Genomic DNA, 25158 nt, shown 5'->3' with positions numbered 1-25158 from the left:
GTAATTTTACACTTTACATGAAAAGTAAAAATACATGATTAACAAATGCAATAAAGCGCTAATATTATCTGATAATGGGCAATAATTATCAGGTCCAGCTCCAACGCATATTAACTCAGGATGCATTTACTTGGAAATTCATAAGCCTTGGGTGTAAAAAAGGGAAGTCATTAGACCTCCCCATAAAAATTGGTGTAGTGTAGTATTTATTTAATCATTAATTTCATTGGTTGATAACCGTCAAGCAATAGCACATACAAGCCAGAATCAATGTGTCCGACATTCATTTGTTTTATCACATTTTGTTCCAACACTTTCCTTCCTCTTAAGTCGAATACCCTTGCACAACTTTCCTTTTCAATCCCGTTTATGAACACCAATCCAGTAGATGGGTTAGGTGAGATATTTAATTTGGGTAAATGGGCATAGTCGCCAATATCCGATATTGTTTCCTTTACATTACAGGCTCCTATGTTTGGTGTTTCGTTATTAAAATCGATAGGATTACCATAAAAATCTACTGTAGGATATTCTGGTATATCCTTAAAAATACCTTCACCAGCTCCGGGAATTGGCGGGCCTAGTTTAGCGACCCCGGCATTAATGGCAGGACTATTAGATTTTACCTGGTATTTGTCAGAAGCTTCGTCTTCTTCCGTTGTGAATAAAGGGTCACCTGTAACTGGGGCAGCATCCAAACTCATAAAGTTTTGCGCCACACCTCCAAAGAACAGATTGTTCGCCATAAACAGCTCTGTGCCATTATTATTCATGACCATCTGTTTGGTGCCAATGCCCGAACCATTACTTGAGTAGAATATATTATTAAAGATGTGCGTGTTTTTTGCATTCACATCAATTGCAGTTGCGTATGGTTGGTCGATAACAACCGTATTATTGTAAATGTAGCTATAGTCGCAATAGTGTGTGCCCGATGGTGCATTTTGATTAATCCAAATGGTATGATTGCTGTTCTTCCAATTGGGGTTATCGCGCCACCCATCGTTCACACTCACATTAAAACGATAGACAGCATTAACGTTTCCGCCTAGAATCTCAACAAAACCACCTTCACAATCTTCCATATAGTTGTACTGTACAAAGGTGTTGTGGTTTTCGTGATCGATATGAATACCATGTGAATCAAGGTAACCTCTGGTGCTAATGCAACGGTTACGCTGAATAACAGTATTGTAACAACGCCAGGTCCAAACCGAGCTGCCACGGTTAGGCATACGCGGATCAACATCGGAACCTGGGTGATTAAACAGGTTGTCCTCAATTAAGCAATTGTATGTTTTTGTAGGTAATATGCATGTTCCACCTGTATAATGAAATTCATTATTACGAAAGACCAGGTTCATATTTCGATTAATTATTTCATCACCAATTCCGTCGGCTCCACCAGCATGCTTCATATGAACACCTAAGCGTTGTAAGTCGGTGAAATAACAGTCTTCCATCAGAACATCCTGGATATTCTTTTCCTGACCAGCAACGGTGTTTTTGGCTGTATAGAATCGAACAGCAGCCACCTCTAATCCATTAAAAGCATCTTCCCCCTCACCTTGTAAAATGGGCTTTGGTGCATATACATTCTGAAAAGTCATATTTCGGAAGACAAAATTACGCATGATTTCTGCTCCGGTATTTAAGACATAAATACCATAGGCATCGGTTTCATCCACGCCTGCTCGGTTGACTGTTCGTTCATTATTAATCTCCAAACCATCAAAAATAAGGTTATCGTGATTCTCCACTAAAATAGCTTCCTGATAATCGCCACCGGCTGCAGATCCTACTTCCCCGGTAATAATTGGTTTATTACCTTCTCCGTATGAAGTTATGGTAATGGGATTTTCCAATGTACCTGAACCATTTACAACAAAATGACCATCGAAACGATCCCCACATTTAAAATTAACGGTATTACCGGGCTTTAGTGGTGCCTGACTAATTCTTTCTAAAGATTGGAAAGGTGCATCTATGGTGCCATCGTTGGCATCGTCACCTTCTGAACTACTGATGTAATAATCGCTTATCTCGGTAAATGCGACTTCCTCCACTTTTATTTCATCCACTAACAGCGTGCCCGACCAATTGTGGAAGACACCGACGTACACCGTATTCATACCGGCTCCTGCTGTAAAAGTCATCTCATGATCTATCCATCGCGTCTTCTGCTCTTCTGATGGCGTAAAATCTTCACCTTGATTTAATAATGTGATACCATCGGATTGATAAACGCGTAAATGACGTTTAAATGGACTGGTTGTTTTAATGCTCAGCTTGTATTGTTTGCCTGCAGTAACATCAACTTCCTTACGCAGCTGCATGAGGGTCTGACCGTTTTCGCTGGCTACACAGGCAGCGTAATGATTGCCATTGTTGCTCTGAACAGAGGTGCTAATAGTTCCTGGATAATCTGCCTTTTTAATAAAGACATATCCAAGTGTTGCTAACTCATCATTAAGAGCATATGATTCAAAATCATCAGAAAAAACAACTGTCTGTGCCATAACGCCGCTAGTCATTACAGCCATGTATATTAACAAAACAACTCGCCTCATATTAAATTACTTTTTTAACGGTTAAAAGCCCGGTTTGAGCAATATTCAAAAGTACTGGTTTACTGATGATTGGTTTGAGCGTTTATTATCCAAAGACAACCAGGTTTTAACCAAACTTCTTATTGATTCTTCAGGAGAATTTGTCAATTCCTAGTTTAATTTCACTTAGCCTTACGCCCTTCCTTCTTCCAGGCTTCAGAATGTATCAGGCCAAGAAAAGTAGGATCTATCAATTCAGAGGTCCACTCATTTAGTATTAATTCCAATTCTTTCACTTTCTCAGGCATTTGGTCAGCTAAATTATTTTGCTCTCCAATATCCTCACTGAGGTTATACAATTCCTTTGTTTTCCCATTATTATGCATAACTAATTTGTAATCACCATCTCGTACACAATAACGTTGCTGATCAAACTTTCTTAAATAGATATTTTGATGTGGTGCTTTATTGCTATTTCCAGTAACATACGGAATGAGGTTAACGCCATCCAAGGGTTTATCCTTATTAATGGGCGATTTAGCCAATGCCGAGATAGTAGCAAAAATATCGAGTGATGATATTGGAAAATCATAAACCGTTGCATCAACCTGACTTTTCCAGCGCATAGCAAATGGCACACGGTATCCACCCTCATAATGTGAGCTTTTTCCTTCACGCAGAGGCCCATTATCAGATGCATTCTTTGTCTCCGGGCCTCCATTATCCGATAAGAAAAAGATGATTGTATTATCATCAATGGCTAAATCTTCTAATGTTTCAAGCACGCGACCAACACCATCGTCCAGAGCACTTACCATGGCGGCATAGGTTTTACGCTTGGTATCTTTAATATCAGGAAAGCGCTGAAGGTATTCATCCGTAGCTTGTAATGGTCCGTGGGGTGCATTGTAAGATAGAAACAGGAAGAAAGGCTCATTAGCATGACGTTTAATAAAGCTGACCGCTTCATCAGAAAACTCATCCGTCAGGTATTTACTTGTTTTTACAGGCGTATGATTTCGCATTATCCAGGTGCGATAGCTATCATGTTCACCTGATATGGCATAACTATCTTTGATGGTTAATTCCTCAGGAAAATAACGGTGTCCTCCGCCCAGGTGCCCGAAGAATTCGGCAAAACCTCTGTTAAGGGGATGATGTGTTGCCTTATGAGCTCCCATGTGCCATTTTCCAATGACAGTAGATTGATAACCTACCTGAGCCAATGATTCCGCTATGATCATTTCATCGGTGGTCAGTCCCATATCAGGATCATCAGGACGATATTGCGGGTTACGTTCAAAACCAAAACGCTGCTGGTAACGACCTGTTAAAAAACCAGCACGACTAGGACTACATACCGAATAGGAGGTATAACCATTAGTGAACTTCACGCCTTCGCTGGCTATTCGGTCAATGTTAGGTGTTGGAATATCTTTACAACCATTAAAGCCCACATCAGCATAGCCAAGGTCATCGGCCATGATTACAATTAAATTGGGTTTAAGCTTTTTTACTTTTGCGTAAGTATCTATGGCTGATGAACAAACTACAGCAAGAACAATGGCTACAATATTAATAATTTTCATAATCTCTGTTTCTATAGTTTTACACCTAATATTTCGCAAACCTCTTTATACAAGCTAAGTTTTACCATCTTGTACTTATTATCATCAACTAAGTTCTTCCACTCATGAGGATCATTTTTATGGTGGTACAACTCTTCCGTACCATCTGCATAACGAATATATCGCCAATCTTTTGTACGGTACGAATAATGTTGTTCTTCAATAGCAGTCGAAGACCCGATATTTCCAACAATAGTTAATGCTCCCCTCGGTCCACGCCAAATTGTTTCCTCATCATTATCTAACAATGGCAACATGCTATAGCCTCCTAATTTCCCACCTTCTTCATTAATTGTGTTACTTCCTGATAAATTACAGTAATCTAATAAGGTTGGATATATATCTATCAAAGAAACAGGCTGCTCAACCTTTGCTCCAACATGGGCATCAGGTGCCATTATCACCATTGGCACACGGGAACTTTCATCCCATGGCGAATTCTTAAACAGGTAATTTTTCTCTCCCATCTGCCAACCATGGTCGGCTGTCAGAATCACAATAGTGTTATCCTTAAATTTGGTTTTTTCCAAGGTATCCAACACCTTTCCAATCTGTTCATCAACAAAAGCCACACAAGCCAGGTAAGCCTGTAAGAAATGCTTTAATGCTAACTCACGATCGCCATTATAAGACTCAAGTATTGTACGATAGTATCTAAAGCCTTTGTTATTAGGATTGATATTATACTTCAGGAAGGTATCTTCAGCATCATTTTCTAACCAGGGAGCCAGCTCCAGTTCCTCAATTGGGAACATATCAAAAAAACGATCAGGTGCATGTAAGGGGGTATGCGGATTGACAAATCCAACACCCATAAAAAAAGGCTGAGAACTATCTTTCGCCTCCAGTTCTTTCAGCTTATTACTCGCCCATTGCGCATGCAACTCATCCTGCATCAGGTCACGCTTATCATCACTCTCATAATTAAATGGCTTCTTATCCCTTCCATATACCCATGAATCACAGGTTGATAAACGGCCATATGAGCCATCGACAGGTCCAATTGACTGATAGGGCTGTGGCACTTTCGGGTGGGCCACCATTTTCTCACCATCAAAAGGAAACGGTCCATAATTGTGCTTGGTATTCATTCCCCACTCATCCCATGATTTTGTTTCGTTATTACCGTGTAGCAATTTACCTGTTCCAAGGGTGTAATAACCATTTTCCTGAAAAAGCTGCATCAAGGTTTTGTTGTGCTTCAACACCATTTGCTTGGTACGGCCTGTCCAGCCAAAATCGTTGGAATCATGCGGATATACGCCAGTGAAGAGACTATTGCGTGATGGCTGGCAAACCGGCACATTGGATTGCGCATTGATAAACTGTACACCAGCAGCTGCCATGGCGTCAATATGAGGTGTTTGTGCCTGTGGATGACCGCCAAAAACACCCTGGTAGTCGTTCAGATCATCGCACATAATAAGGATCACATTGGGCTTCTCAACCTGACTTAAGCAGGTTGGAATAACTGCTGTATATAAAATAAAGAATAAAAGATATTTCATTTGTCCTGAATTGTAGTCAATAATTACGATCTCCCAAAGATGTTAACACAACTGTTTTATAAGTGACAGAAATCATTCAATTAATAACACAAAGTTATTTTACTCCCTATATTGATTACCGCACGACACGACCAGATGTACTTCCTCCCATTAACGCTTCAACCTCAGCTCGTGTAGAAAAATTAAAATCTCCTTTAATAGAATGTTTCAAACACGATGCCGCCACCGCATATAGTATAGCAACCTGAGGTTCTGACAATTCTGAGGTTGTTAGCGCATAGATTAAACCGCCTGCAAAAGAATCCCCACCCCCTACGCGATCAACAATATTTTTGATTTTATATGACTGATAATTCCCCTCTGCATCCAAAGGTGCAAAAAACGAGGTATCTGATTTGGCATCGTAGAGCATAGCTCCCCAGTTGTTATGAGAAGCTGATAAGCTCTCTCGTAAGGTAATGGCTACCTTACTCACATTGGGAAATTGCTTCACTACCTGACGTGCCACATCGGGATAGCGAGCCGTATCTATGGCCCCTGAATGCACATTCGTATCACCAGCCTGAATTCCTAACACATCGTGGCAATCTTCTTCATTGGCAATTACCACATCGATAAAAGGCAAGATTTTACGCAAGGTGAGCTGAGCCAGTTCATGCGCTGATTTGGAAGCATCCCACTTCCATAGTTTACCACGGAAATTTAAGTCAATAGAAACCAATGCACCGGCTGCTTTGGCCTTTTGCGCTGCCACCAAGGTGGCTTCCGCTGCATTCTTTGAAAGCGCAGGCGTAATGCCACTCAAATGTAACCACTGCGCACCATCGAAAATACCGTCCCAGTCATATTGGTCAGCTGCTGTAATAGCCAACGCTGAATCCTCTCGATCGTATATAACATTGCTTGGACGCTGATTGGCACCGGTTTCCAAAAAATAGAGTCCTAAACGTCCATTGTCGGTACGCAACACATAGCTTACGTCAACACCAACGGCTCTAACTGAATCCATTGTTGCTTCAGCTAATGCATGCTTAGGTAAAGCCGTCACATAACGTGCTTTTCCACCAAAATTACAGATAGAAGCAGCCACACTGGCTTCTGCCCCGGCATAAGTGATTTCAAATTCGCGTGTTTGTCTTAATCGCAAATTTGCTGGTGAGGCCATTCGCCCCATAATCTCTCCAAAAGTTACTATTGTTTTCATTTATTTAGTTTCAAGATATTAGTATCAAGATGATTTAATTACAAATCCAAGCAATTTCTTCTTGTGTCCTGATACATTTGTCTTTAATCTTTTTTATTACTTCTAATATTCCTGATCAACTGACTGATCTCTTTTGCATTCTGTGTAATGGTTGTCCATTGTTCACCTTTAATAAACTCCTGCTTGGCAATCCATGAACCGCCAATAGCCGTAATCAATGGCGACTTTATATAGTTGGCAGCGTTATTGATGTTTAAACCACCAAGCGGTATAAACTTCAGATTTAAATAGTTATAGGGCGCCACCATATTGGTGAGGTGCATCATGCCCCCGGATGTTTCTGCCGGGAAGTATTTCATAACACGACAGCCTTGTTCCAACGCCATTTCTATGTCAGTTGGTGTTACTACGCCTGGAGCAAAGGACAAACCGCAATCCTGAGCTGCAGCAATTACTCTGGGATTGCAACCTGGCGCCACCGCAAAATCAGCCCCTACTTTTGCCGCGTTAAACACTTGTTCAACAGTTAGTACCGTACCAAAACCAAGGGTTATCTCAGGCAGATCGTCTTTAATAGCCTTGGCAGCCTCCCAGGCTACAGGTGTACGAAGCGTTAGTTCAATGGCTGACACCCCACCTGCCAATAAGGCTTTGGCCACAGGCATCGCATGCTTCACTTCATCAATTACCAGTACGGCAATAACGCCGGCATCGTCTACTTTTTTTATGATATCAGGCGCCATGGCCTTTTGTGCAATTGGCTGCATCTTTGTAATTGTAATGATTAAAATATAATGTTATACTCTCCTTCTATCAGGTTCAATGTTGTTGCATCTCCTCCTAACTCCTGCTTATTTACCCAAACAGTTCCCTTTGCATCCAAGCTTTTTATATCCACATCAATTTGAATACCCTGAGGAATGACCAACTTGAGACTTTGCTTCTTGCCAGCCTTCCACTCAATTTGCATTTGAGCATTTCCAACCGGAATAACCCCCTTCAGATTTTCGACACCCGAATCGATGTAATTTAATGCCCATCTCTTTAGTCCCGGTTCAACAGGCTTTAAACCGAATAAATACTCCGCAAATAAAGCCGGCGGGAAAGCACTCTCTGTCTGGGCATCGCTACGTGTTTTGCCAGGCATAAACTTCCCCGTTCGCCCGGTACCATGCAACCACCACTCTTCCCAAAGGGTTTTATTGGTGTTGTCTGCCAGCATATGACCAAAACGATCATTAAACAATTGGAAGGATTCTTTTACATATCCATATTCGCATAATCCTTTATGCAGATAATAGGACATGGCAGGCGTCACCATCGTCATACCGGATGCTCTCATGGCGAAATCATTGTCATCATCTTCCAATAGCTTTTGAGCAATTCGTTCGCCTTGTTCTTCTGTAGCAATATTCAAGGCTAAAACCATAGCATTGGCGTGCTCACTATACTTTTCTGATTGCTTCCCATCAACTACTGCATCCACAAATAAGCCTGACGCTTCGTCCCAAAATTGACTTTGAAGACTGTTTCGCAAGCTTGATGCTTTAGCAGCATAGCGTTCTGAATTAGTATCATTTAACCTAGTCAACAATTCAGAATAATTCTCTAAAGCCTCCAAATAATGAGCATTTAAGGTAAAATTAGCACCACTTCGATCATTTACGGCATGATCGAGCCAATAGGCATAGGGTGGATTGTCAATCAAACCATGTTCATTCGTAAAACCATGTAAGAGTTCTAAAATACGTTCTGCTGCTGGCAGTAACTGCCTAACAGTTTTTTCATCACCACTATACAAATAATAGTTCCATAAGCTTTTTAGCCAAAAACAATTAGAATCCAATATTACCATATAGTCGCTTGTTGCCAGTGGGGCATACGCCGGCATAATACCATCGGCCATTTGCTCCTGAGCAATCTGTATCAAATAACGGCGCTGCAAAGCCATGTCACCAAAGATGTAATAATTGCCCAGAGCACCATAATACCCTGTTTGGGCATACTGGCGACGCTCGCGGTAATTATCGGTGATTGCATCCGTGGTGCAAACCTCTATTGTTTTAGCAGAAGCTGTAAAGAAATCTTTTACCCATGGGGCATCTGCCGATTCCATAAGTCCTTTCTGTTCAAAAGGGTATGAAATATGTCGCAATGCTATTTGATTTATTGTAACCGGATATCCGGAATTCTCTACCCAGACGGCCATATAACGGCATGGTTTGAAATAAGACGCCTCCCATAAGTCCCTCTTCCCTGATAGTGTGATGCGGTCTTCGTATTTTGCATCCACCAGACTGGCACAAAAATGGTTATTCAGCACATATGGTGCACATAATACACGTATTTGTGTTCCGGATATCCCCTCAATGTTAATTAAGGGAAAGCCATTCATTACTTTCCCAAAATCAAAGAGTAGCAGGCGGCCTTTCTCACCTTCCTGAAAAACCAATTCAAATCGTTCTTTTTTGCTAATGGCTTTATCAATTGTTCCATCCAAAAGGATTTTTTCACTAACCAATCCTTGAGGATATTCTAAGTAGTTTTTTGTAAGAATAAGTGTTGGCTTCAACAGCAACTCTTCCTTTAACATAGGAATATCGCGCTTGACCAACTTAATCCATGGATTTATTGAAGCAGTAGCTCGTACACCTTTCTGATGCGCTGGCCAACCTGCATTACGCATCAGTTCATGGGCGAAAGACCAAGAAGAATCATCAAAGTCTCCAGTAAACCAAGCATGGCTGTAGGATCGCATATCCACATTATCACATACATCACGCTGAAAACGGCTGATGACAGGAGACTCCTTATCCCAGCTACTATCTACCATCAATCGCCATGAATCATCGGAAACAATCACCTGATTGTCCACCTCCATCTGCACCAATAAGCCGGCACGTGCTTCAAACTGATAGGATTGAGCCCCAGGTTCAAACACCGCTCTAACCGCTATTACATTCGTTCCTTTATTCAGATAGGGGCGAATATCGATGTGATCATATGCCTGGTGATTTGCTGCACTTCGGGCAGGGCCTCTATTGATGTATTGCCCATTGATGTACAGCTGGTAAAAATCAGATGCGGTTATTTTGAGCGTTGCCTCATCCGGTAAAGTGTTTATGTCAAAGGTCTTTCGGGCCAACACTGCTTCTGCTTTCAAATCTTCATCAGCCCATATCCATCTGGCCTTCCACTGCTTGTCAGTGGCAAAAACCTGAATAAGGCCAAAGCTTAAAAGGAGGAATACAAAAAAAGGTCTCATAACACTATTCATCTTTATAAAAAACAATGCTGCTCGATAGCAACAGCTATTGGCAGCATTGTATGACTCGTTTATTCTTATTGCTGTGCCTGAGAAGTGGCATAGTTCATAATATTAAACAGCAGCTTTTCGGCCACCGGGTCTTTGTCCAGAAAATCGATAATGCGTAAGGTTGACATCAGCATTTGTCCTTTTCCAATGTTGGCCTCCAATACATCTGCTGCCCACCATACTTCACCCGGCCCGTTATAATGACGGACCATTACATCGTTGTTGGGAAAATGGTCGTAACCAATCATACCTGCAATGTACTGTCCCTTAATTTTTGACATGGATTCAACTGGGTGCACATTTTCATATACGCCATGCATTATCTGGTTTGTTGGCAATCCATCAAATACCGAATGCTCTGTTACGATATGTGATTTGGCCGCCCAACCGCCACGTGTGGCCCACTTGGCATGCAGTTCAGCATTAAGTGGTAAAGCATCCTCATCCACTTCGTGCAGTACCCGGTCGAACCCAGGTATTTTATTGCCAACGGTTTCTAAAAAAACAGCATACCCCCCTTGTTCAACAAAGGCTTTTACATCCATAGCAGTCTGTTGATAGCGCTTATCCTTTTTTTGACCTTTACCTACTAAGACCGGAATGGATTTATCCAACTCTTTTGTAAACTCTAGGTATTGAACTCCTTTAGCATCCAGAAATGCTTTCAGGCTTCCCTCATCATCCACTACTGCAACTTTGGCTTTAGGCGAAGCTAGCTGTGCTGTGGTAAAAACATCGAAAGGCTGTTCATTTTTGGTAATCATCTCACCACTTTCATTACTTACGCTTACCTCTACCGTATAGGAACCTGAGTAGTCTTTGGTATCCAGTTTGACATCTATAAAAGTCGAAATACCGGATGTGAAATTGGTGTTCAGCTTTTCTGACCACACCACCTTTTTACTGCCATCCTTAATCTGCACGTCAACAACAGCCTTTTCATCTGCTAACTCACTTACTCCAAATACCTGCAACAGTGCTCCTTTTTGTGCATAAACATTACGGGGTAAAATGCGTATTGGAGCTATCTGTGGCTGATTAGCTGCTTTGGTCATATCATAAACCAGAGTCTTTGGATTTCGCCATAAATCAAGTAAACCGGCACCTAATACCCAGTCACCTCCCACTAATGCATGAACACAATAGCCCTTAACGGTTGAATTTAAGCGGATAGCTTCTAACATGCGCTTATTAGCGATACCATGTATTTTTTGCTCTTCAAAATAAAGGTCTTGTACATTTGAATAAATCTTATCAAATCCAACCTTCTTTAATGCTGCCACATAGCCGTCATTCAGAGCTTTATGATAGACCGGTGGTGCAACAATGGGATTACCTTTCTTCTTAAACTCCTCATTATTGCTAATCAAATCCGGTGTACTGCCATAACCTACCTCCGACAGATAAGTCATCATACCAGGTACCACATGTTTCCCGTAGCCTTTAGCATCAATTATTCCAGAATTTTCCTTCTCCTCTTTTGTTTTAGCGGTAGCCAGGTATCCATTAAATTCTGCTTCACAAACCTGCGAGCCACTGTAATGGTGAATGTCATTAAATTTCATAGGGGTTTGCTCATAAGGCAGGTAAATATTGGCACCTTCGCCCCAACCTCCTGACTCATCGAGAATCATACGGGTAGGGTCCAATTCACGCGCTAAAACCGACATGGAATTGAGCATCTGCGTTAAAATAGGGCGATTAATCTCATTGAACAACTCCCATTGTACGACACAGGTACGATTACGATTATTGAGAATGGTTTCTCTCAATTCATTTTCTACCACATACGACAGTCGAGGCGTTGAAATAGGTCGTAACATACATTCCATCACAAGACTTCCAACTGTTAACACGCCCAATGAATCACATAAATCCAACCACATCGGTGGGGCCGGCTTTCGCCAGGGACGAATCATATTAAACCCAGCTTCTTTGGCGAGAGTAATTTCCTTAATGGCCATCTCGCGGCTATCCGGATAAGCCAGTTTAACGGGATAAAGCCCCTCAAAAAAGGTGGCTTTCAGATATAGTGGATTACCGTTTAAAGTGAACTGATCATCTTTGACAGAAAACTCACGCATCCCAAATTTGTGCGACCACTTATCTTCAAGTACTTTGTCATCCAATACGCTAACATTGGCCTTATATAAGTAAGGATTATCCATTGACCAATATTTGACATCCTCAATTTTCATTGACCAGCTCAATTTGTTTTTACCGGGTAAAGCCACGATGCTCTCTTTCCTGTAAGCAACAACGTTTCCTTTTGCATCTTCTATGCTAACCTCAACTAATTTGTTGTTTGTAAAGGCATCCGCATTATTAACGGTCATATTCAATACTGCCTCATTAGATGCAATACGCGGCTCAATAAACACATCGGCCAAATGGGTATGTCCCTTGGCGCTTAGGTTTACGCCTTGCCAGATTCCACCAGTGATGGCACCACGCCACATGGGTACTTCCTGGCGCCCCATTCCATCAATGCGCTTATCGGTAAGTATGATAGGACTCACCACCCTGACCATAATTGTATTTTCCTCACCGAACTTGAGGAGTTTATCAATACGGAAGCTGAAAGGCGTGTAACCACCTTCGTGAAAACCTACCACCTGTTCGTTTATCCATACTTCTGAATAATAATTCACAGCATCGAAATCAATCTCCACAATTTTACCTTCCCAGTTGGCCGGAATAGTAAAGTTTCTGGTATAAAACCCAACTCCTTCGTAGTTTTCCTCTGTCTCCTCCCAACAAGAGGGAACCTCAATGTGCTTACTTTCCAGCTTGCTGAATTCTTCATTCAGAAACCACTTCTTCACTACTCCTTCATTTGCATCATCAAAAACGATGTTCCAGGTTCCATTTAAGGAAATGGTATTGCTGTTGTTTTGAGCGCATGCCGCTGATGAAATTAATAACAGCAAGGCAACAATGTTTGTAAAGTACTTTATCATCAGTCATTTAATTAATCAACTACGTATTTGGCCAATACATCCATATTCACATCTACTCCTAAACCAGGCCGCTCAGGCACCTGCAGATAGCCATTTTCAGGCACAATCAAGGGTTCAATCAATACATCGCGCAACTCATTTTCTGTTCTGTCCAATTCCATCCATGGAGTTGAATCGAACATACGACCAGGAATTACATCCAGATTGGCAATTAAATGCATCGCGGCATGCAAAGCAATACCAGTGCCCCAGCTGTGCGGCACTACCTCAATACCAAAAGTATTGGCCATGGCGGCTATTTTTTTAACCTCTGTCAACCCTCCGGCCGCTGCAATATCAGGCTGTGCGATGTCCACAGAATCATTCTGAAATAACTGTAAAAAACCGTATCGTAAGTATTCACATTCACCACCTGCAATGGGAATATGGGTTTTATCCCGTAATAGTTTATAACAGTTATAGTGCTCCGGAGAAACCGGTTCCTCAAACCAGGCAATATCCAGATGCTCAATTTTTCGTGCCAATAACATGGCTTCTTTCAATGAATAGGCATGATTGGAATCAATCATCAGCTCCATATCCTCTCCAATGGCTTGACGAATGGCCTTTATATATTCAACATCCCTGGAAATACCCAAACCAACCTTCATCTTTAATCCTTTAAAACCTTGCTGCTTGTAGTCAATTGCCTCATCAACTAATTCCTGCTTCTGATTTTGACATTGTGTAAAATACAGACCTGTGGCATAAGGCTTTATCTTTTCGCGCTTTCTACCCCCTAGCAGGCTTGAAACCGGCATCTTATAATGCTTTCCTTTAATATCCCATAACGCAATATCTATTGCACTTAGGGCCGCAAGTATTACACCACGTCGCGCATAATCAAGTGATCGACGGTACATCGTTTGCCACACTGTTTCATGTTCCATTGCATTCATTCCTGTTATAAACGGTTTAAAGAACTCTATTCCGGCTTTCACCAAATGAGCAGGACCATACCCTTCGCCCCAGCCATAGGTACCATCTTCGGCAGTTACTTTAACCAAACAGATAGTGCGTGTTTTGTATTCCCATTGAGAGAAGTAAAACGGTTTTTTTAGTTCCTGACTAACGACATAGGGTTCTATTTTAACTATCTTCATCAACTTATTTTCTTGTTATTTTCAGGTGGGTTCCTCCTTATACCATATTGGCATATCCCAGGATTATACTTGCAATAATTAGTACTGCAAGTCCTATTAATAATAATCGGAATGGCTTAGCCGCACCATTCCATTCTCCGGCTCTATAGGCCCAGAAATTACTTACAATTAAGGACAATCCTAGTAACATGGGCCATCCGATTACACTACCAATCGGGCCGATTAATGCGGCTCCCTGGCCATATACCCCCAGCGCTCCAAACCAAAAAACACTTGCTAATATGGCCCAGCGATAGGCTTTGCCTGAACCCTCAACCTTGAAAGAACTCCATGATTTATTTTTGACCAGCAAAAAGATGGCATATCCCGCGTTCATAATAAAGGCCCCCATTAATACAACTACCCATGCTGCCAAACTGGCATTTCTGTCGATGGCCCCCATGCTTTCTGCAAGCTTTGCTATTGGAGCAGCTTCAACGAAACCGACATTTAATAAGGCCGATAGAACACCACAGCTAACAGCAATCAGTATTCCTTTCAGAATATTGGATTTATCACCCGATGCTTCCGAAGTCAACTTATCTTTATCAATACCGGCTTTGGCGGTAATAGTTACGCCTACGAGGGTAATAAGCAATCCGGCTATAACATAAGGGAATTGAGGTAAAGAAGTGGAGTTTTCCATTCGTAACAATGGAATTAAGGCTCCAACAGAACCGGCTAAACCCATCACGATACCCATGGTTAATGATAACCCAATGTATGGCACACTAACACCGAATAAGATTCCGCCAATTCCCCACAGAAAACCAAACAACATGGCAATAAAAACAACACTTTGCATATCAGGATTTGAAAATGAGTTACCTAAAACATCAAATAAATCCGGCACAGCGACGTAGGCCCAACCTAATGGTAAAATAATCATGGCTATAAGTACATGCACCAGCCACCACGACTCCCATTTTAAGGGAGCCATATATTTCATCCCCAAACCAAATGATCCCTGCAAAATACTGGCAAATACGATTAATAAAAAAGGTAAGAACATTGCTTCCATAAGGTAATTCTTTAACGGCAGATTTATGAGTTGAATAAGTTTTATTTGGCAACAGACACTCGTTTTTTCACGAGGTAATCATCCAATGCCAGGTGAGAGCAATCATGACCAATTCCACTATTTTTAATACCTCCATGTGGCAGATAAATAGAGTATTTAACACCGTTAACCTGTACCTCTCCAAATTCCAATTCTGCACTGAATCGTTCAATACGTGCATGGTTATTGGTGAAAATGTATGATGCCAAACCGTATTCTGTATCGTTAGCCATTTCAAGCACTTCATCGTCTGTAGAGAATTTATACAGAGCTGCTACCGGACCAAAAATCTCTTCCTTCGCCACACGCATCTTTGTGTTCACATTTGATAGAACCGTTGGCTCAATCCAGTTCCCTTTCTCTTTACCTTCCGGTATTTTAGCACCTGTTTCAACCACAGCTCCTTTCGAAACAGCCTCATGAATCAAGTCGAACATCCTGTCACGATCATTGAGCGTTACTACAGGTCCCATATCTGGTTTCTCATCTTTTCCAAAACCAAGTTTTAGTGCTTTTGCCCGTTCAACATAAGCAGATAGAAACTTATCGTAAATGTCTTCATGCACAAATATGCGATTGGCTGCCACACATATTTGTCCGCTATTACCAAATTTTAGCCCTATCGCCAAATCCAATGCTTTATCAAAGTCAGCATCTTCAAAAACAATAAATGGTGAATTACCACCCAATTCCATGCTTAACTTCTTGATGGATGTAGTGCTATCGGCAATCACTCTTAAACCGGTTTGTGTTGAACCAATCATAGTCAACACATTCGTTTGTTTACTTTTTGTTAATATATCTGCGACGTTATCAATGCTTCCGCCAATAATATTTACAACCCCAGCCGGGAAGTTGATGTCATGCATAATCTTGCCTAATAAATAAGCCGACAATGGTGACAAGGAGGAAGGCTTGATAATTAAACTACATCCGGCAGCTAAAGCCGGCCCCAACTTAAAACCTACATTAAGTAATGGGAAATTCCATGCCAGATAGGCCACCGCCACACCGGCTGGCTGATGCACCATCTTATGCGTATGTGTCCCTTCGTAATCCGGAATCTGCTCATCCCGCAAGTTTTTCATGGCGTTTGGATACCATTCTAATCCATTAACCACTGCCTCAATATCCTCCCAGGCACCTTCATAGGTTTTTCCCATTTCGTGAACCATAGCCTGACGCAGCAAATCCTCATTGTCCAATACGGCCTGACGTAACTTCATCATCCATTCGGTGCGCTCTGTCAATGGTAACTTTGACCAGTAAGAAAAGCCTCTACGGGCAGCTTCAATAGCTCTTTCGGTATCTTCTTTAGCTGCTTCTGCGATTACCGCAACCGATTCTCCTGTAGCCGGACAAATTACATCAGTTTTAAATTGTTTACTGGAGTCAATTAGCTCGCCTCCTATGTATAATTTCTGGTATCCAAAATTCATTATCCCTAACTTTTATATGTTTTCTCCGTTTTTACCACGAAGCAAATGTACACTGTAGTCCAGGTAGATACTTTGCATTTTTTATCCAACAATAACCAGTTATTAACCAGATAAAATAAATCAGACTGGCAGATTCATTAGAACCCACAAAAAATCTAATTTGCAATCCAAACAAAACAACTCTTCTAAAAAAACATCCTGTTTATCAAGCAGAACAGGCATTCGTATGACATTCCTTATAGATCGGATAGTATCTGCTTCGAAAATCCCTTGGCGTAGTTTTCTTGATTTCCTTAAAAACACGGTTAAAGCTGGTTAACGAATGAAAACCTGATTCGTAACAAACCTCTGAGATTGACATGTTTCCATTTATAAGTAATTCACATGCCTTTCCAACTCTAAATTCATTGATAAACTGAAAAATCGTTTTATTTGTCCGATCCTTAAAAAACCGACATAACGAATTTGGTGTCATGGCAGCTTCTCTGGAAATTTCATCTAATGACACCTGCTGTAAATAGTTATTTACAACATAATCAATTACTTTACTGAGACGTTGGTCATCAGATTTTGAATCCGATATTATAAAGTGAGTAGATGCCAATAATTCTTTATCAATCCCATCGGCCAGTATCGATAAAATCTTTAACAAGGTTATGATACGTATGGCTCCACCGCATGAAGAAATTGCAACCAGCAATTCACGTACTTTGGAAAGCGTCACATTTCCAAAGCTGATTCCTCGTTGAGCTAAATCCAAGAGCCGCCTTATATTGTTAAATTCTGGTATCGATAAATATGCACCTTTACTGAATTCTTCACCAAATTTAAGAACAACGACATCCACATCATCAGAATCATCCTGCATTTTCCACAGATGAGGAAGACCAGAACCAACAAGAACCAAATCGCCATCATTAAATTTTTCCAAATGGTCACCAACCATTCGGATTCCTTTCCCTTTTAAATGATAAATCAACTCAAATTCTGCATGAAAATGCCAGTTTTGTTCACTATGAGGCAGTTTGATACGCTCAATAGAAACTGATTGATTGATAACACAATTAGTCGATTTATATTTTAGCTTCATGTTGAATTGATTAAAAAGAATTGCTAATAAAATTACCTCTTCCTATAACCAATCAATGTTAAATTTACATTAGAATATAACACAAAACATACAAATTCAATTTGTGCTATCGTTTGTTAATTTTCTGTTCATTCTTTTTTTATTGGATGGGTAAGACGATAACTTCATTCTATTAGCATTAACTTTTTTATTAAAACAATCTTATAAATCTTATTAATACTGAATTATTAGTTATTTCTGCCTCACACAACCTTTAGATTACCTGAGATGAATTAACACTGATATACTACTAAATTACTTAAACTTATAAATAGGAAACTCAAGACTTCATCGCATCAGAAACTAGACAGAATAGCCATTTATTTAAAGTATCAATATCTATTTTTACGCGATAGTCAGCAGTTAACGTTTGGGCATGTTTTGGATAGATTTCAACTTTATTAAACAAAAATCATATTGTTCCTGCACAATCAAGGATACTTGATTGTGCGATAAACCATCTTCAACAAATAATAAGCTTAACTGATACTTATCAGATATGGAATAAATTAACAAATAATGAAACAAGATGATTCCAAAGAGTAGTACCCTTATCTTTAACATCATATTTTCTTTCGGTAGTAGTTAATTTCGTTTAGAAGGTTAAGTAAGCAGTGTGCCATTAATATGAATATATTCAAATGTATTAAGTATGTGGTCTTATTACCTTATTACGACTAAACCTATTAAATAAATCAGCTATTTGCATTACTCACTATAATTATTGACATTTGTTTTTAATTTAATAAATATCAGAAGAGACGATATCGAGACCCTTATTTTTAAGTGCTTTATAAAAGACTGATTTAGAATATTATATCAATTAAGATACGATCCCGCCGGGATCACATTCAACACTATCAAAAAAACACAAAGGCCTGTAAATCGTTTGATTTACAGGCTTTTTCATTTTAGCAGTGTCAATGTTTGTTAATTTTGATGACCATATCCAAGCTCTTCATTTTTATCCCAAAATGCCTTATAAAGGTCAAAATATGTTCCTTTATTAGAAATCCATCCAGCAACAATCTTAATTGCATCTTCCAAATCTTCAATATAAGCCATTCGACCATCACTGCCTCTTATGCCTTTTTCATCTTTTTTTGCCCCACGATTAATTAAGATATTCTTTTCATCATAAATAATACGCCTTGCTTCTTCATTTCTTTTACCCTTCGGCAGATTATCCTTAAGAAGTTTCGTTAGACCATTATAATACAATTGAAACTTCTCCATTGGGTCATCAATATTTTTTCCAATCAACTCTTCGGCCTCATTTTCGACAACTAGTTCAGCTTCTAAGTTAATTGACAATTGCTCACCTTTTACGTCTTCTGCTTTCATTAAAATCACAAGTCGCTCCTGCTCCTCTAATGATAATCCAGACTCTTTCTTAATGCTCTTATTTTCCATATTATACAGTTAAAAGTTCTCTTACTTTATTTGCTGCTTCCAACAAAGACTCAACATCCCAGTTACTAACATTTAATTGTTTTTTTGCTAATTCTACATTTGGGAAATGCTCTCTAAATGCTCCCCAGTAGTTTTTCCCTTTTTCTTTTTGCCTAAATTGATATTGCGAATAAATAATTGATGGGTGCACCTGAATCTCTTTCGCAAATCTAGATACCATTAATGGATTATTAATTAATGGCTCAATAAACCTCATTTTATCTTCAGATATTAAGTAATCCGAAGCGAATTTATTTGCCTTATCTTCTTGAAGCAAGAACAAATCCGGCTCTCCTGTTAAATGATATTGTGTCTTTTTAAGGTGTTCTAAATCGTAAAGCACATGATGCAATTCATGCAATAATGCAAACCAAATGGTTGGATAGCTTTTGAATAAATCAGTAATTACAATACAAGGCTTGTCTTTAATAAGGAAAGTAGCTCCACGCACTTGTGTTTTTGGTAAACTCGGTTGAAATACAACTGTTACTCCAACATTGTACAGCGCCCTAAATACTGTTATAAGACCCTTCTCTACATTTTGTGTATAAGGTTTTATTTTAGGAATTAAATCAACAAGTTCATGCCTAGAGTAATGATTTGGATTATTAACAAGCTCAAAATATTTATAGGAAGACTTAATCCAAAAGTCTTTCATTTTGTCGCTAAAGTTTCTTTTTGACCTACTATACAAAACCTCATTTAACTGGTTTTCATATTCATAGATTGATTCTATTTGAAAAAAATTACAGATCCTTCCCTTCAATTCATCTACCGTGGTGTTTTTCTTGATAAAACCATTACTAGACAGTGCTTTAAGGTCAAAATACTTATTTATAAAAGTAGTTTCCATTGAATTCTGCAACTCTTTAATTTCTTCTATAGGCCTATCTGCAAAGTGTAAAATCATTAACTCCACAATTTCTAACTCAAGAAATTCACCTACTTTGAGCAGATTGATAATATCCGTTTGCTTAGAAGTTTTATCAAGTATACCATCCAAACTTCTTCTTTGTATATTTGCTAACTTTTCAAATTGAGTTTTACTTAAACCTGTTAATTCAAGCTTTTCAGCGAAGAGCTTCTTAATTGATCTGTCACCTGAGTGTTTGATGCTATGTTTTAGTATCTCCGATATCATAAAAGGTAAATTTACCTCAAATATACTACTTATATCGCTTACTGCAAAATTATCGAGGTAAATTTACCCCAATTAAAGATTTTACTTACATTGAGATTGTTATTTTAATAGATAAATTCCTTAAACTCATTCTGCACCTTAATAGGTAGTTCTTCATAAAATAGTTTTCTTCTGTCTGAATGACATGTTTTACATGATGATATTTAGTCATTTTATAACTTTTGTAATGTTTCCATAATTCTAATTTTTACTTATTAATAATTGATTTAATACTTTCTTATTGTCAATGTGGTAAATATCAAACCCCTCATTATAGGCTTAGTAAAACACTACTACAGATCAGTAAGGAATTCCACAAGTATTTTAACTTTGAACTAAAGCAGCCCATCGCCTGGATCAACTACAATCGCGATACCATGAAGGTACGCCTGGCTGAACTAAGCAAAGCGTTTTATATCTACCAGGTACCCGAAGAGCTGATACAACTCGTTCTGCATCCCATAAACGATTTTATTAGCCTGCCTGATGAACATAACAGCTACAGCAAAATTCATTTTTTAAATGCCTGGCTCGATCGACTACAATCACCAACAGTCATGAATAGTGGGCTAACAAGAAGACCCGAATTTTTATACAAACAAGTGATTGCCTTTAACCTGAACTCCGAGAAATGCATTAATCACCTTAGCCAATACACCCAACTCCAATGTAGTGCCAGGGAAAGCAAAGCCGACCAGCTTCGCTTGCTTCATTATTATCATAAATTCGTCAAGCAAACTACGCCAATCAATGGCTGGAGCTATCAACCCGATCAACCGGCTTTACAGCAAACCTTAAGTAACTGGCTGATCCAGGAGATTAACTACATGACCAACACCTGCCACATTAATGATAAATTTTCACAGCATGAAACACCCCCAACAAATGATCATAAGCTGAACACTGGATTATCTGTTTCACAACTGGCGTGTTACCTACGCCTTTGTGTTGAATCAGACATATTCTCAAAGGCTGAAATCAGAAAACTCATTAAACATTTTTCTCAACACTGTGCCACCAAGCAAACCGACAACATATCCTTCGAGAGCCTGTATAATAAATTCTACTCACCCGAAAGAGGAGCCGTAGATGCCGTGAAAACAAAAATACTGGAACAGCTCAAACTGATACAATCCAATAAAATTTAATTTTTTTCACACGGCTATAAGCCTTTATTCTTGGGGGGTTGTTGACAGGTTGCACAACCCCTGCAACTGTTTTTGCATTGACGATTTACCTTCCTTTGTTCTTGTTCAAAATCAATCATCTATAATCTGATTTCTAACAGCAACTTTTGTTGCGATCTAACATCTAAAAAAATGAATACCGAGAACAAGAAATTACTACTCGACCTCATCACCACCGATGACTTGAGGCAATTCCGCAAATCACTACTCAGTGATATCGAACAAATACTCAAAGAGAACATCAAGCCAAAAACCAAGACCTGGCTAAAGTCCAACGAAGCCAAAGCCCTGCTGGAAGTATCCAACGGTACCCTGCAAAACCTGCGCAATAACGGCACCCTGCCCTTCACCAAGGTAGGCGGTGTCATCTACTACAACCGCGACGATATCCAAAAGATGCTCCTAGAAAACAAGCAGTCATACTAGCACCCAACAAGGCAAAGCCGGTCTATAATAAACGAAGCTTCGTTTTAACAGCTAAAGCGATGTCAGGCAAGCTGTCAATCATTTCTGTCTTCCGCCTTCTGCCTTCTAACTACTGACTACTGACTAACAACTGCATACTAATAACACCATGAACTACATCAGGCACCTTAACAACACATTAGCCCTGATGGATCAGCTAACAGTCCTGAAGGCCTATCACATCAGTCTCTACCTGGTCTTGTTCAGGATGTGGAACAGCAACCGCTTTGAAAACCCTGTCAGTATCACCAGAAAAGAAACCATGAAACTAGCGCGTATCGGCTCACCAAACACCTATGTACAAGCCTTGAAAGACCTGCATCATCACAAATTCATACGCTATGATCCATCCTTCGACAAAACCAAGGGCAGCCTTGTTATCCTGTACAGTTTTGATACGATATCCTGTACACCTTCAGTATCAAAAGTGAGCCCTTCTATAAACGATAAAAACAACACACTCTATGAAGAAGAAAAATATTCAACGTCGATACCTAAAAATGATAGCACCATGAAAAATACATCTCACATCAAACATCATAAATCAACCCAATGCTCCCCTGGGAGAGCTGCCCAACAGACTAAGGGGAAAAATCCACCGCTCCGGCACATTCAAATCTACTTTCACGAAAAAGGCCACCCTGAAGCCGAAGCCCAGCGCTTCTTCAACTACTACGAGTCAAACGGCTGGCTCGTTGGCGGCAAAACGCCCATGAAAGACTGGAAAGCTGCCGCCCGCAACTGGATGCTTAACATCAAAAAATTTGAGAAGCAAGCCCACGAGGCGCGAAAAAAGCAATTCCGGGAAAAATATGGCACAGATGATGCCCCTAAACCCGATAGACGCAGTGGGCCGCTACGCCCCATCTCTTCACCACCTTCATCCTCTAACTACGATGAGCCCCTTTAGCGCTTCGAACCATTCGTGCTAATTAGTGAAATTCGTGGACAACAGTACCAGACTGCAAATCATCTCACGGCTCACCTCCCAATTCAACCCTTCAACTCCTCAACTCTTAAACTATTCCCCAGTTGCCCAGTTTTTCAGTTCAACTCATAAACTCTTAAACCAATTCTTCAACTCACCAGTTCACCAACTAACAACTACCCATTATGCCCCACTACCACATCCAGGACAACACCATCTACTACGATTTTAAAAGATCGCTCGACCTCATCACGCGCAATGGCCAGACCCTATACGGTTCACATTTTCACCTCTATGAGGAAGACATGCCCATCATCAAAAAGCTTTTTGCCTACTTCATTCAAGACCAACAGGTGGCCGGCCAAGAAGGCATAAACCTCCGCAAAGGCATCCTGATGATAGGCCCCGTTGGTTGTGGAAAGACCGCCCTCATGAAGCTGCTGCCTTCCATTCTGCCGGCATATCAGCGCTTTGCCATTAAGGCTTGCCGCGATATCAGTTTTGAATTTCAGAAAGATGGCTACGAGGTGATTCACCGCTACAGCAAACATAGCTTCCACATCACGCCGGGACACAAAACACCCAAGACCATCTGCCTCGACGACCTTGGGGCTGAATCCAATATCAAACACTTTGGATCCGAGTGCAACGTCATGGCAGAAGTCATTCTCAGCCGCTACGACTTATTTATCTCTGATAGGCTCATAACCCACGCCACCACTAACCTCAATGCCAAGGACATTGAAAAACTCTACGGCCAACGGGTACGCAGCCGCCTGCGGGAAATGATGAATGTGATTATTTGGCCAAAGGATTCGCTGGATAAAAGAAGATGATATTCAACAGGTCAGCCTATTAATCGAAACAACCTGGATTTTGCTTGAAAAGCAAAAAATACAATCTAAGATTCCCCCGGATGCGTTCTCTATCCACAAGCTGCTCATCAAGATCGCATCCGTATATTACTCACCTTCTCCAATTCCTCAGTTCAACTATTCTACTCTTAAACCATTTTTTCAACTCACCGGATCACCAGTTTCTCAGTTCACCAACTAACCAGCTCACCAGTTATTCACTTCAACGCATAAACTCTTCAACTATCCCTCACATCATAAATCCCACCTAATAAAACCCTTTACCTTTTATAACGTGTCGTACACCGCCTTTGGGATTAGGTGTATCGCCCTTATAACGGGGTATAATATGAATATGTACATGAAAAACCGTCTGGCCGGCTGCCTGCCCCACATTAATGCCCACATTAAAACCATCAGGCATATATTTATGCCTCAGATAATTCTTGACAAAAGCCACAACATCAACAAGCTCATGCTGCAAAGAGCTGGATAAGCTAAAATAATCTGCTTCATGCATCTTGGGTATTACCAAGGCATGCCCTTTGCTTACCGGATAGCCATCATACACCGCAAATGCGTTTGATGATTCGGCGATATACTTTAGTTTATTAGATGGCCTGCAGAAAATACAAGCTGATTTAACAGGATGATCTACTTTGCGCTTGATCTGGTATATTTCACAAAAATCATTCACATATACTGATGGGAAATTAAGAAGAACATTACGTTGATAAGTGGTTTTCTGATGGATTTTATGCGTTCGATAGCCTTGATATCTAACATCACGTCTTACTGTGATAAATACACTGCCGCCGGGCGCCAGCTTGGAGCTCATCTCCAGAATTATTTGCTCCTGATATTTCTCTTCAAGCACATTTATCACATACTGACAAATAATGGTATCAAAATAACCATCAAGTAGCTTAGGCTTGTAATACGGATCATAAGCTTCCACATCAAACCCTGCCGCTTGCAGTCCCTTCGTATCAGCCCCTAAGCCGCAACCAAAATCCAATATGCGTCCGCGAAGTAAGCCATTGCGCAAGAGCCAATTTGTTGGAAAAGAAATTTTATCGCGTTCTTTGGCCGTCAGGTGGGAATGATTCTTTGTCATA

18 protein-coding genes are annotated in these 25158 nt (G+C 40.3%); 4 read left to right on the top strand and 14 right to left on the bottom strand.

Annotation, left to right across the window (positions count from 1 at the left end; translation table 11 throughout):
* Positions 1-206: 206 nt before the first annotated feature.
* The 13 genes from ACRD7A_RS14745 to ACRD7A_RS14685 form a co-directional block, all read right to left on the bottom strand.
* Positions 207-2570 (bottom strand): T9SS type A sorting domain-containing protein, encoded by a 2364-nt coding sequence (locus tag ACRD7A_RS14745; protein ID WP_430811946.1) that lies wholly within the window; start codon positions 2568-2570, stop codon positions 207-209.
* Between the two features lie 161 nt (positions 2571-2731).
* Positions 2732-4138, bottom strand: a complete 1407-nt coding sequence (locus ACRD7A_RS14740; RefSeq protein WP_430811945.1) for a sulfatase-like hydrolase/transferase — start codon at positions 4136-4138, stop codon at positions 2732-2734.
* 11 nt (positions 4139-4149) lie between these two features.
* Positions 4150-5685: a sulfatase gene (locus ACRD7A_RS14735; RefSeq protein ID WP_430811944.1), complete on the bottom strand. Its 1536-nt coding sequence runs from the start codon at positions 5683-5685 to the stop codon at positions 4150-4152.
* A 115-nt stretch (positions 5686-5800) separates the two neighbouring features.
* The gene (locus tag ACRD7A_RS14730) at positions 5801-6889 is read right to left on the bottom strand and encodes a sugar kinase (protein WP_430811943.1); all 1089 of its coding nucleotides are present in this window, start codon (positions 6887-6889) and stop codon (positions 5801-5803) included.
* An 83-nt stretch (positions 6890-6972) separates the two neighbouring features.
* A complete protein-coding gene (locus ACRD7A_RS14725) occupies positions 6973-7656 on the bottom strand; it encodes a bifunctional 4-hydroxy-2-oxoglutarate aldolase/2-dehydro-3-deoxy-phosphogluconate aldolase (protein WP_430811942.1) in 684 nt (227 codons plus the stop codon).
* Positions 7657-7673: 17 nt separating this feature from the next.
* Positions 7674-10154, bottom strand: coding sequence for a family 78 glycoside hydrolase catalytic domain (locus tag ACRD7A_RS14720; protein ID WP_430811941.1), 2481 nt, complete (start codon positions 10152-10154; stop codon positions 7674-7676).
* Between the two features lie 77 nt (positions 10155-10231).
* On the bottom strand, positions 10232-13165 hold the full coding sequence (locus ACRD7A_RS14715; protein ID WP_430811940.1) for a glycoside hydrolase family 2 protein: 2934 nt from the start codon (positions 13163-13165) through the stop codon (positions 10232-10234).
* A gap of 11 nt (positions 13166-13176) precedes the next feature.
* Entirely contained in the window at positions 13177-14307 is a 1131-nt protein-coding gene (locus ACRD7A_RS14710) for a mandelate racemase/muconate lactonizing enzyme family protein (protein ID WP_430811939.1), read from the bottom strand.
* Between the two features lie 37 nt (positions 14308-14344).
* Positions 14345-15367, bottom strand: coding sequence for an L-rhamnose/proton symporter RhaT (locus ACRD7A_RS14705; RefSeq protein ID WP_430811938.1), 1023 nt, complete (start codon positions 15365-15367; stop codon positions 14345-14347).
* Positions 15368-15408: 41 nt separating this feature from the next.
* Entirely contained in the window at positions 15409-16845 is a 1437-nt protein-coding gene (locus tag ACRD7A_RS14700) for an NAD-dependent succinate-semialdehyde dehydrogenase (protein WP_430811937.1), read from the bottom strand.
* A 205-nt stretch (positions 16846-17050) separates the two neighbouring features.
* The gene (locus tag ACRD7A_RS14695; RefSeq protein ID WP_430811936.1) at positions 17051-17935 is read right to left on the bottom strand and encodes an AraC family transcriptional regulator; all 885 of its coding nucleotides are present in this window, start codon (positions 17933-17935) and stop codon (positions 17051-17053) included.
* Between the two features lie 969 nt (positions 17936-18904).
* Positions 18905-19387, bottom strand: coding sequence for a hypothetical protein (locus tag ACRD7A_RS14690; protein WP_430811935.1), 483 nt, complete (start codon positions 19385-19387; stop codon positions 18905-18907).
* Between the two features lies 1 nt (position 19388).
* Positions 19389-20567, bottom strand: coding sequence for an ImmA/IrrE family metallo-endopeptidase (locus tag ACRD7A_RS14685; RefSeq protein ID WP_430811934.1), 1179 nt, complete (start codon positions 20565-20567; stop codon positions 19389-19391).
* 416 nt (positions 20568-20983) lie between these two features.
* On the opposite strand from ACRD7A_RS14685, the gene ACRD7A_RS14680 reads away from it, so the two are divergent.
* The 4 genes from ACRD7A_RS14680 (at position 20984) to ACRD7A_RS14665 (ending at position 24022) form a co-directional block, all read left to right on the top strand.
* Positions 20984-21754: a hypothetical protein gene (locus tag ACRD7A_RS14680; protein WP_430811933.1), complete on the top strand. Its 771-nt coding sequence runs from the start codon at positions 20984-20986 to the stop codon at positions 21752-21754.
* Positions 21755-21925: 171 nt separating this feature from the next.
* A complete protein-coding gene (locus ACRD7A_RS14675) occupies positions 21926-22219 on the top strand; it encodes a helix-turn-helix domain-containing protein (RefSeq protein ID WP_430811932.1) in 294 nt (97 codons plus the stop codon).
* A gap of 148 nt (positions 22220-22367) precedes the next feature.
* On the top strand, positions 22368-23168 hold the full coding sequence (locus tag ACRD7A_RS14670) for a hypothetical protein (protein WP_430811931.1): 801 nt from the start codon (positions 22368-22370) through the stop codon (positions 23166-23168).
* Positions 23169-23371: 203 nt separating this feature from the next.
* Positions 23372-24022 (top strand): ATP-binding protein, encoded by a 651-nt coding sequence (locus ACRD7A_RS14665; RefSeq protein ID WP_430811930.1) that lies wholly within the window; start codon positions 23372-23374, stop codon positions 24020-24022.
* Between the two features lie 286 nt (positions 24023-24308).
* Here the strand turns inward: ACRD7A_RS14665 and ACRD7A_RS14660 are convergent, their stop codons facing one another.
* Positions 24309-25157, bottom strand: a complete 849-nt coding sequence (locus tag ACRD7A_RS14660; RefSeq protein ID WP_430811929.1) for an HIT domain-containing protein — start codon at positions 25155-25157, stop codon at positions 24309-24311.
* Position 25158 lies beyond the last annotated feature (1 nt).

Source organism: Carboxylicivirga longa (assembly GCF_050589825.1).
GTDB classification, from domain to species: domain Bacteria; phylum Bacteroidota; class Bacteroidia; order Bacteroidales; family Marinilabiliaceae; genus Carboxylicivirga; species Carboxylicivirga longa.
The sequence above is the reverse complement of the archived record's forward strand: the minus strand, read 5'-3'. Positions and strand labels throughout refer to the sequence as shown.

Coding starts and splice junctions, on each gene's coding strand:
- ACRD7A_RS14745 (WP_430811946.1), bottom strand. CDS start 2,570: ATGAGGCGAGTTGTTTTGTTAATATACATGGCTGTAATGACTAGCGGC.
- ACRD7A_RS14740 (WP_430811945.1), bottom strand. CDS start 4,138: ATGAAAATTATTAATATTGTAGCCATTGTTCTTGCTGTAGTTTGTTCA.
- ACRD7A_RS14735 (WP_430811944.1), bottom strand. CDS start 5,685: ATGAAATATCTTTTATTCTTTATTTTATATACAGCAGTTATTCCAACC.
- ACRD7A_RS14730 (WP_430811943.1), bottom strand. CDS start 6,889: ATGAAAACAATAGTAACTTTTGGAGAGATTATGGGGCGAATGGCCTCA.
- ACRD7A_RS14725 (WP_430811942.1), bottom strand. CDS start 7,656: ATGCAGCCAATTGCACAAAAGGCCATGGCGCCTGATATCATAAAAAAA.
- ACRD7A_RS14720 (WP_430811941.1), bottom strand. CDS start 10,154: ATGAGACCTTTTTTTGTATTCCTCCTTTTAAGCTTTGGCCTTATTCAG.
- ACRD7A_RS14715 (WP_430811940.1), bottom strand. CDS start 13,165: ATGATAAAGTACTTTACAAACATTGTTGCCTTGCTGTTATTAATTTCA.
- ACRD7A_RS14710 (WP_430811939.1), bottom strand. CDS start 14,307: ATGAAGATAGTTAAAATAGAACCCTATGTCGTTAGTCAGGAACTAAAA.
- ACRD7A_RS14705 (WP_430811938.1), bottom strand. CDS start 15,367: ATGGAAGCAATGTTCTTACCTTTTTTATTAATCGTATTTGCCAGTATT.
- ACRD7A_RS14700 (WP_430811937.1), bottom strand. CDS start 16,845: ATGAATTTTGGATACCAGAAATTATACATAGGAGGCGAGCTAATTGAC.
- ACRD7A_RS14695 (WP_430811936.1), bottom strand. CDS start 17,935: ATGAAGCTAAAATATAAATCGACTAATTGTGTTATCAATCAATCAGTT.
- ACRD7A_RS14690 (WP_430811935.1), bottom strand. CDS start 19,387: ATGGAAAATAAGAGCATTAAGAAAGAGTCTGGATTATCATTAGAGGAG.
- ACRD7A_RS14685 (WP_430811934.1), bottom strand. CDS start 20,567: ATGATATCGGAGATACTAAAACATAGCATCAAACACTCAGGTGACAGA.
- ACRD7A_RS14680 (WP_430811933.1), top strand. CDS start 20,984: ATGAAGGTACGCCTGGCTGAACTAAGCAAAGCGTTTTATATCTACCAG.
- ACRD7A_RS14675 (WP_430811932.1), top strand. CDS start 21,926: ATGAATACCGAGAACAAGAAATTACTACTCGACCTCATCACCACCGAT.
- ACRD7A_RS14670 (WP_430811931.1), top strand. CDS start 22,368: ATGAACTACATCAGGCACCTTAACAACACATTAGCCCTGATGGATCAG.
- ACRD7A_RS14665 (WP_430811930.1), top strand. CDS start 23,372: ATGCCCCACTACCACATCCAGGACAACACCATCTACTACGATTTTAAA.
- ACRD7A_RS14660 (WP_430811929.1), bottom strand. CDS start 25,157: ATGACAAAGAATCATTCCCACCTGACGGCCAAAGAACGCGATAAAATT.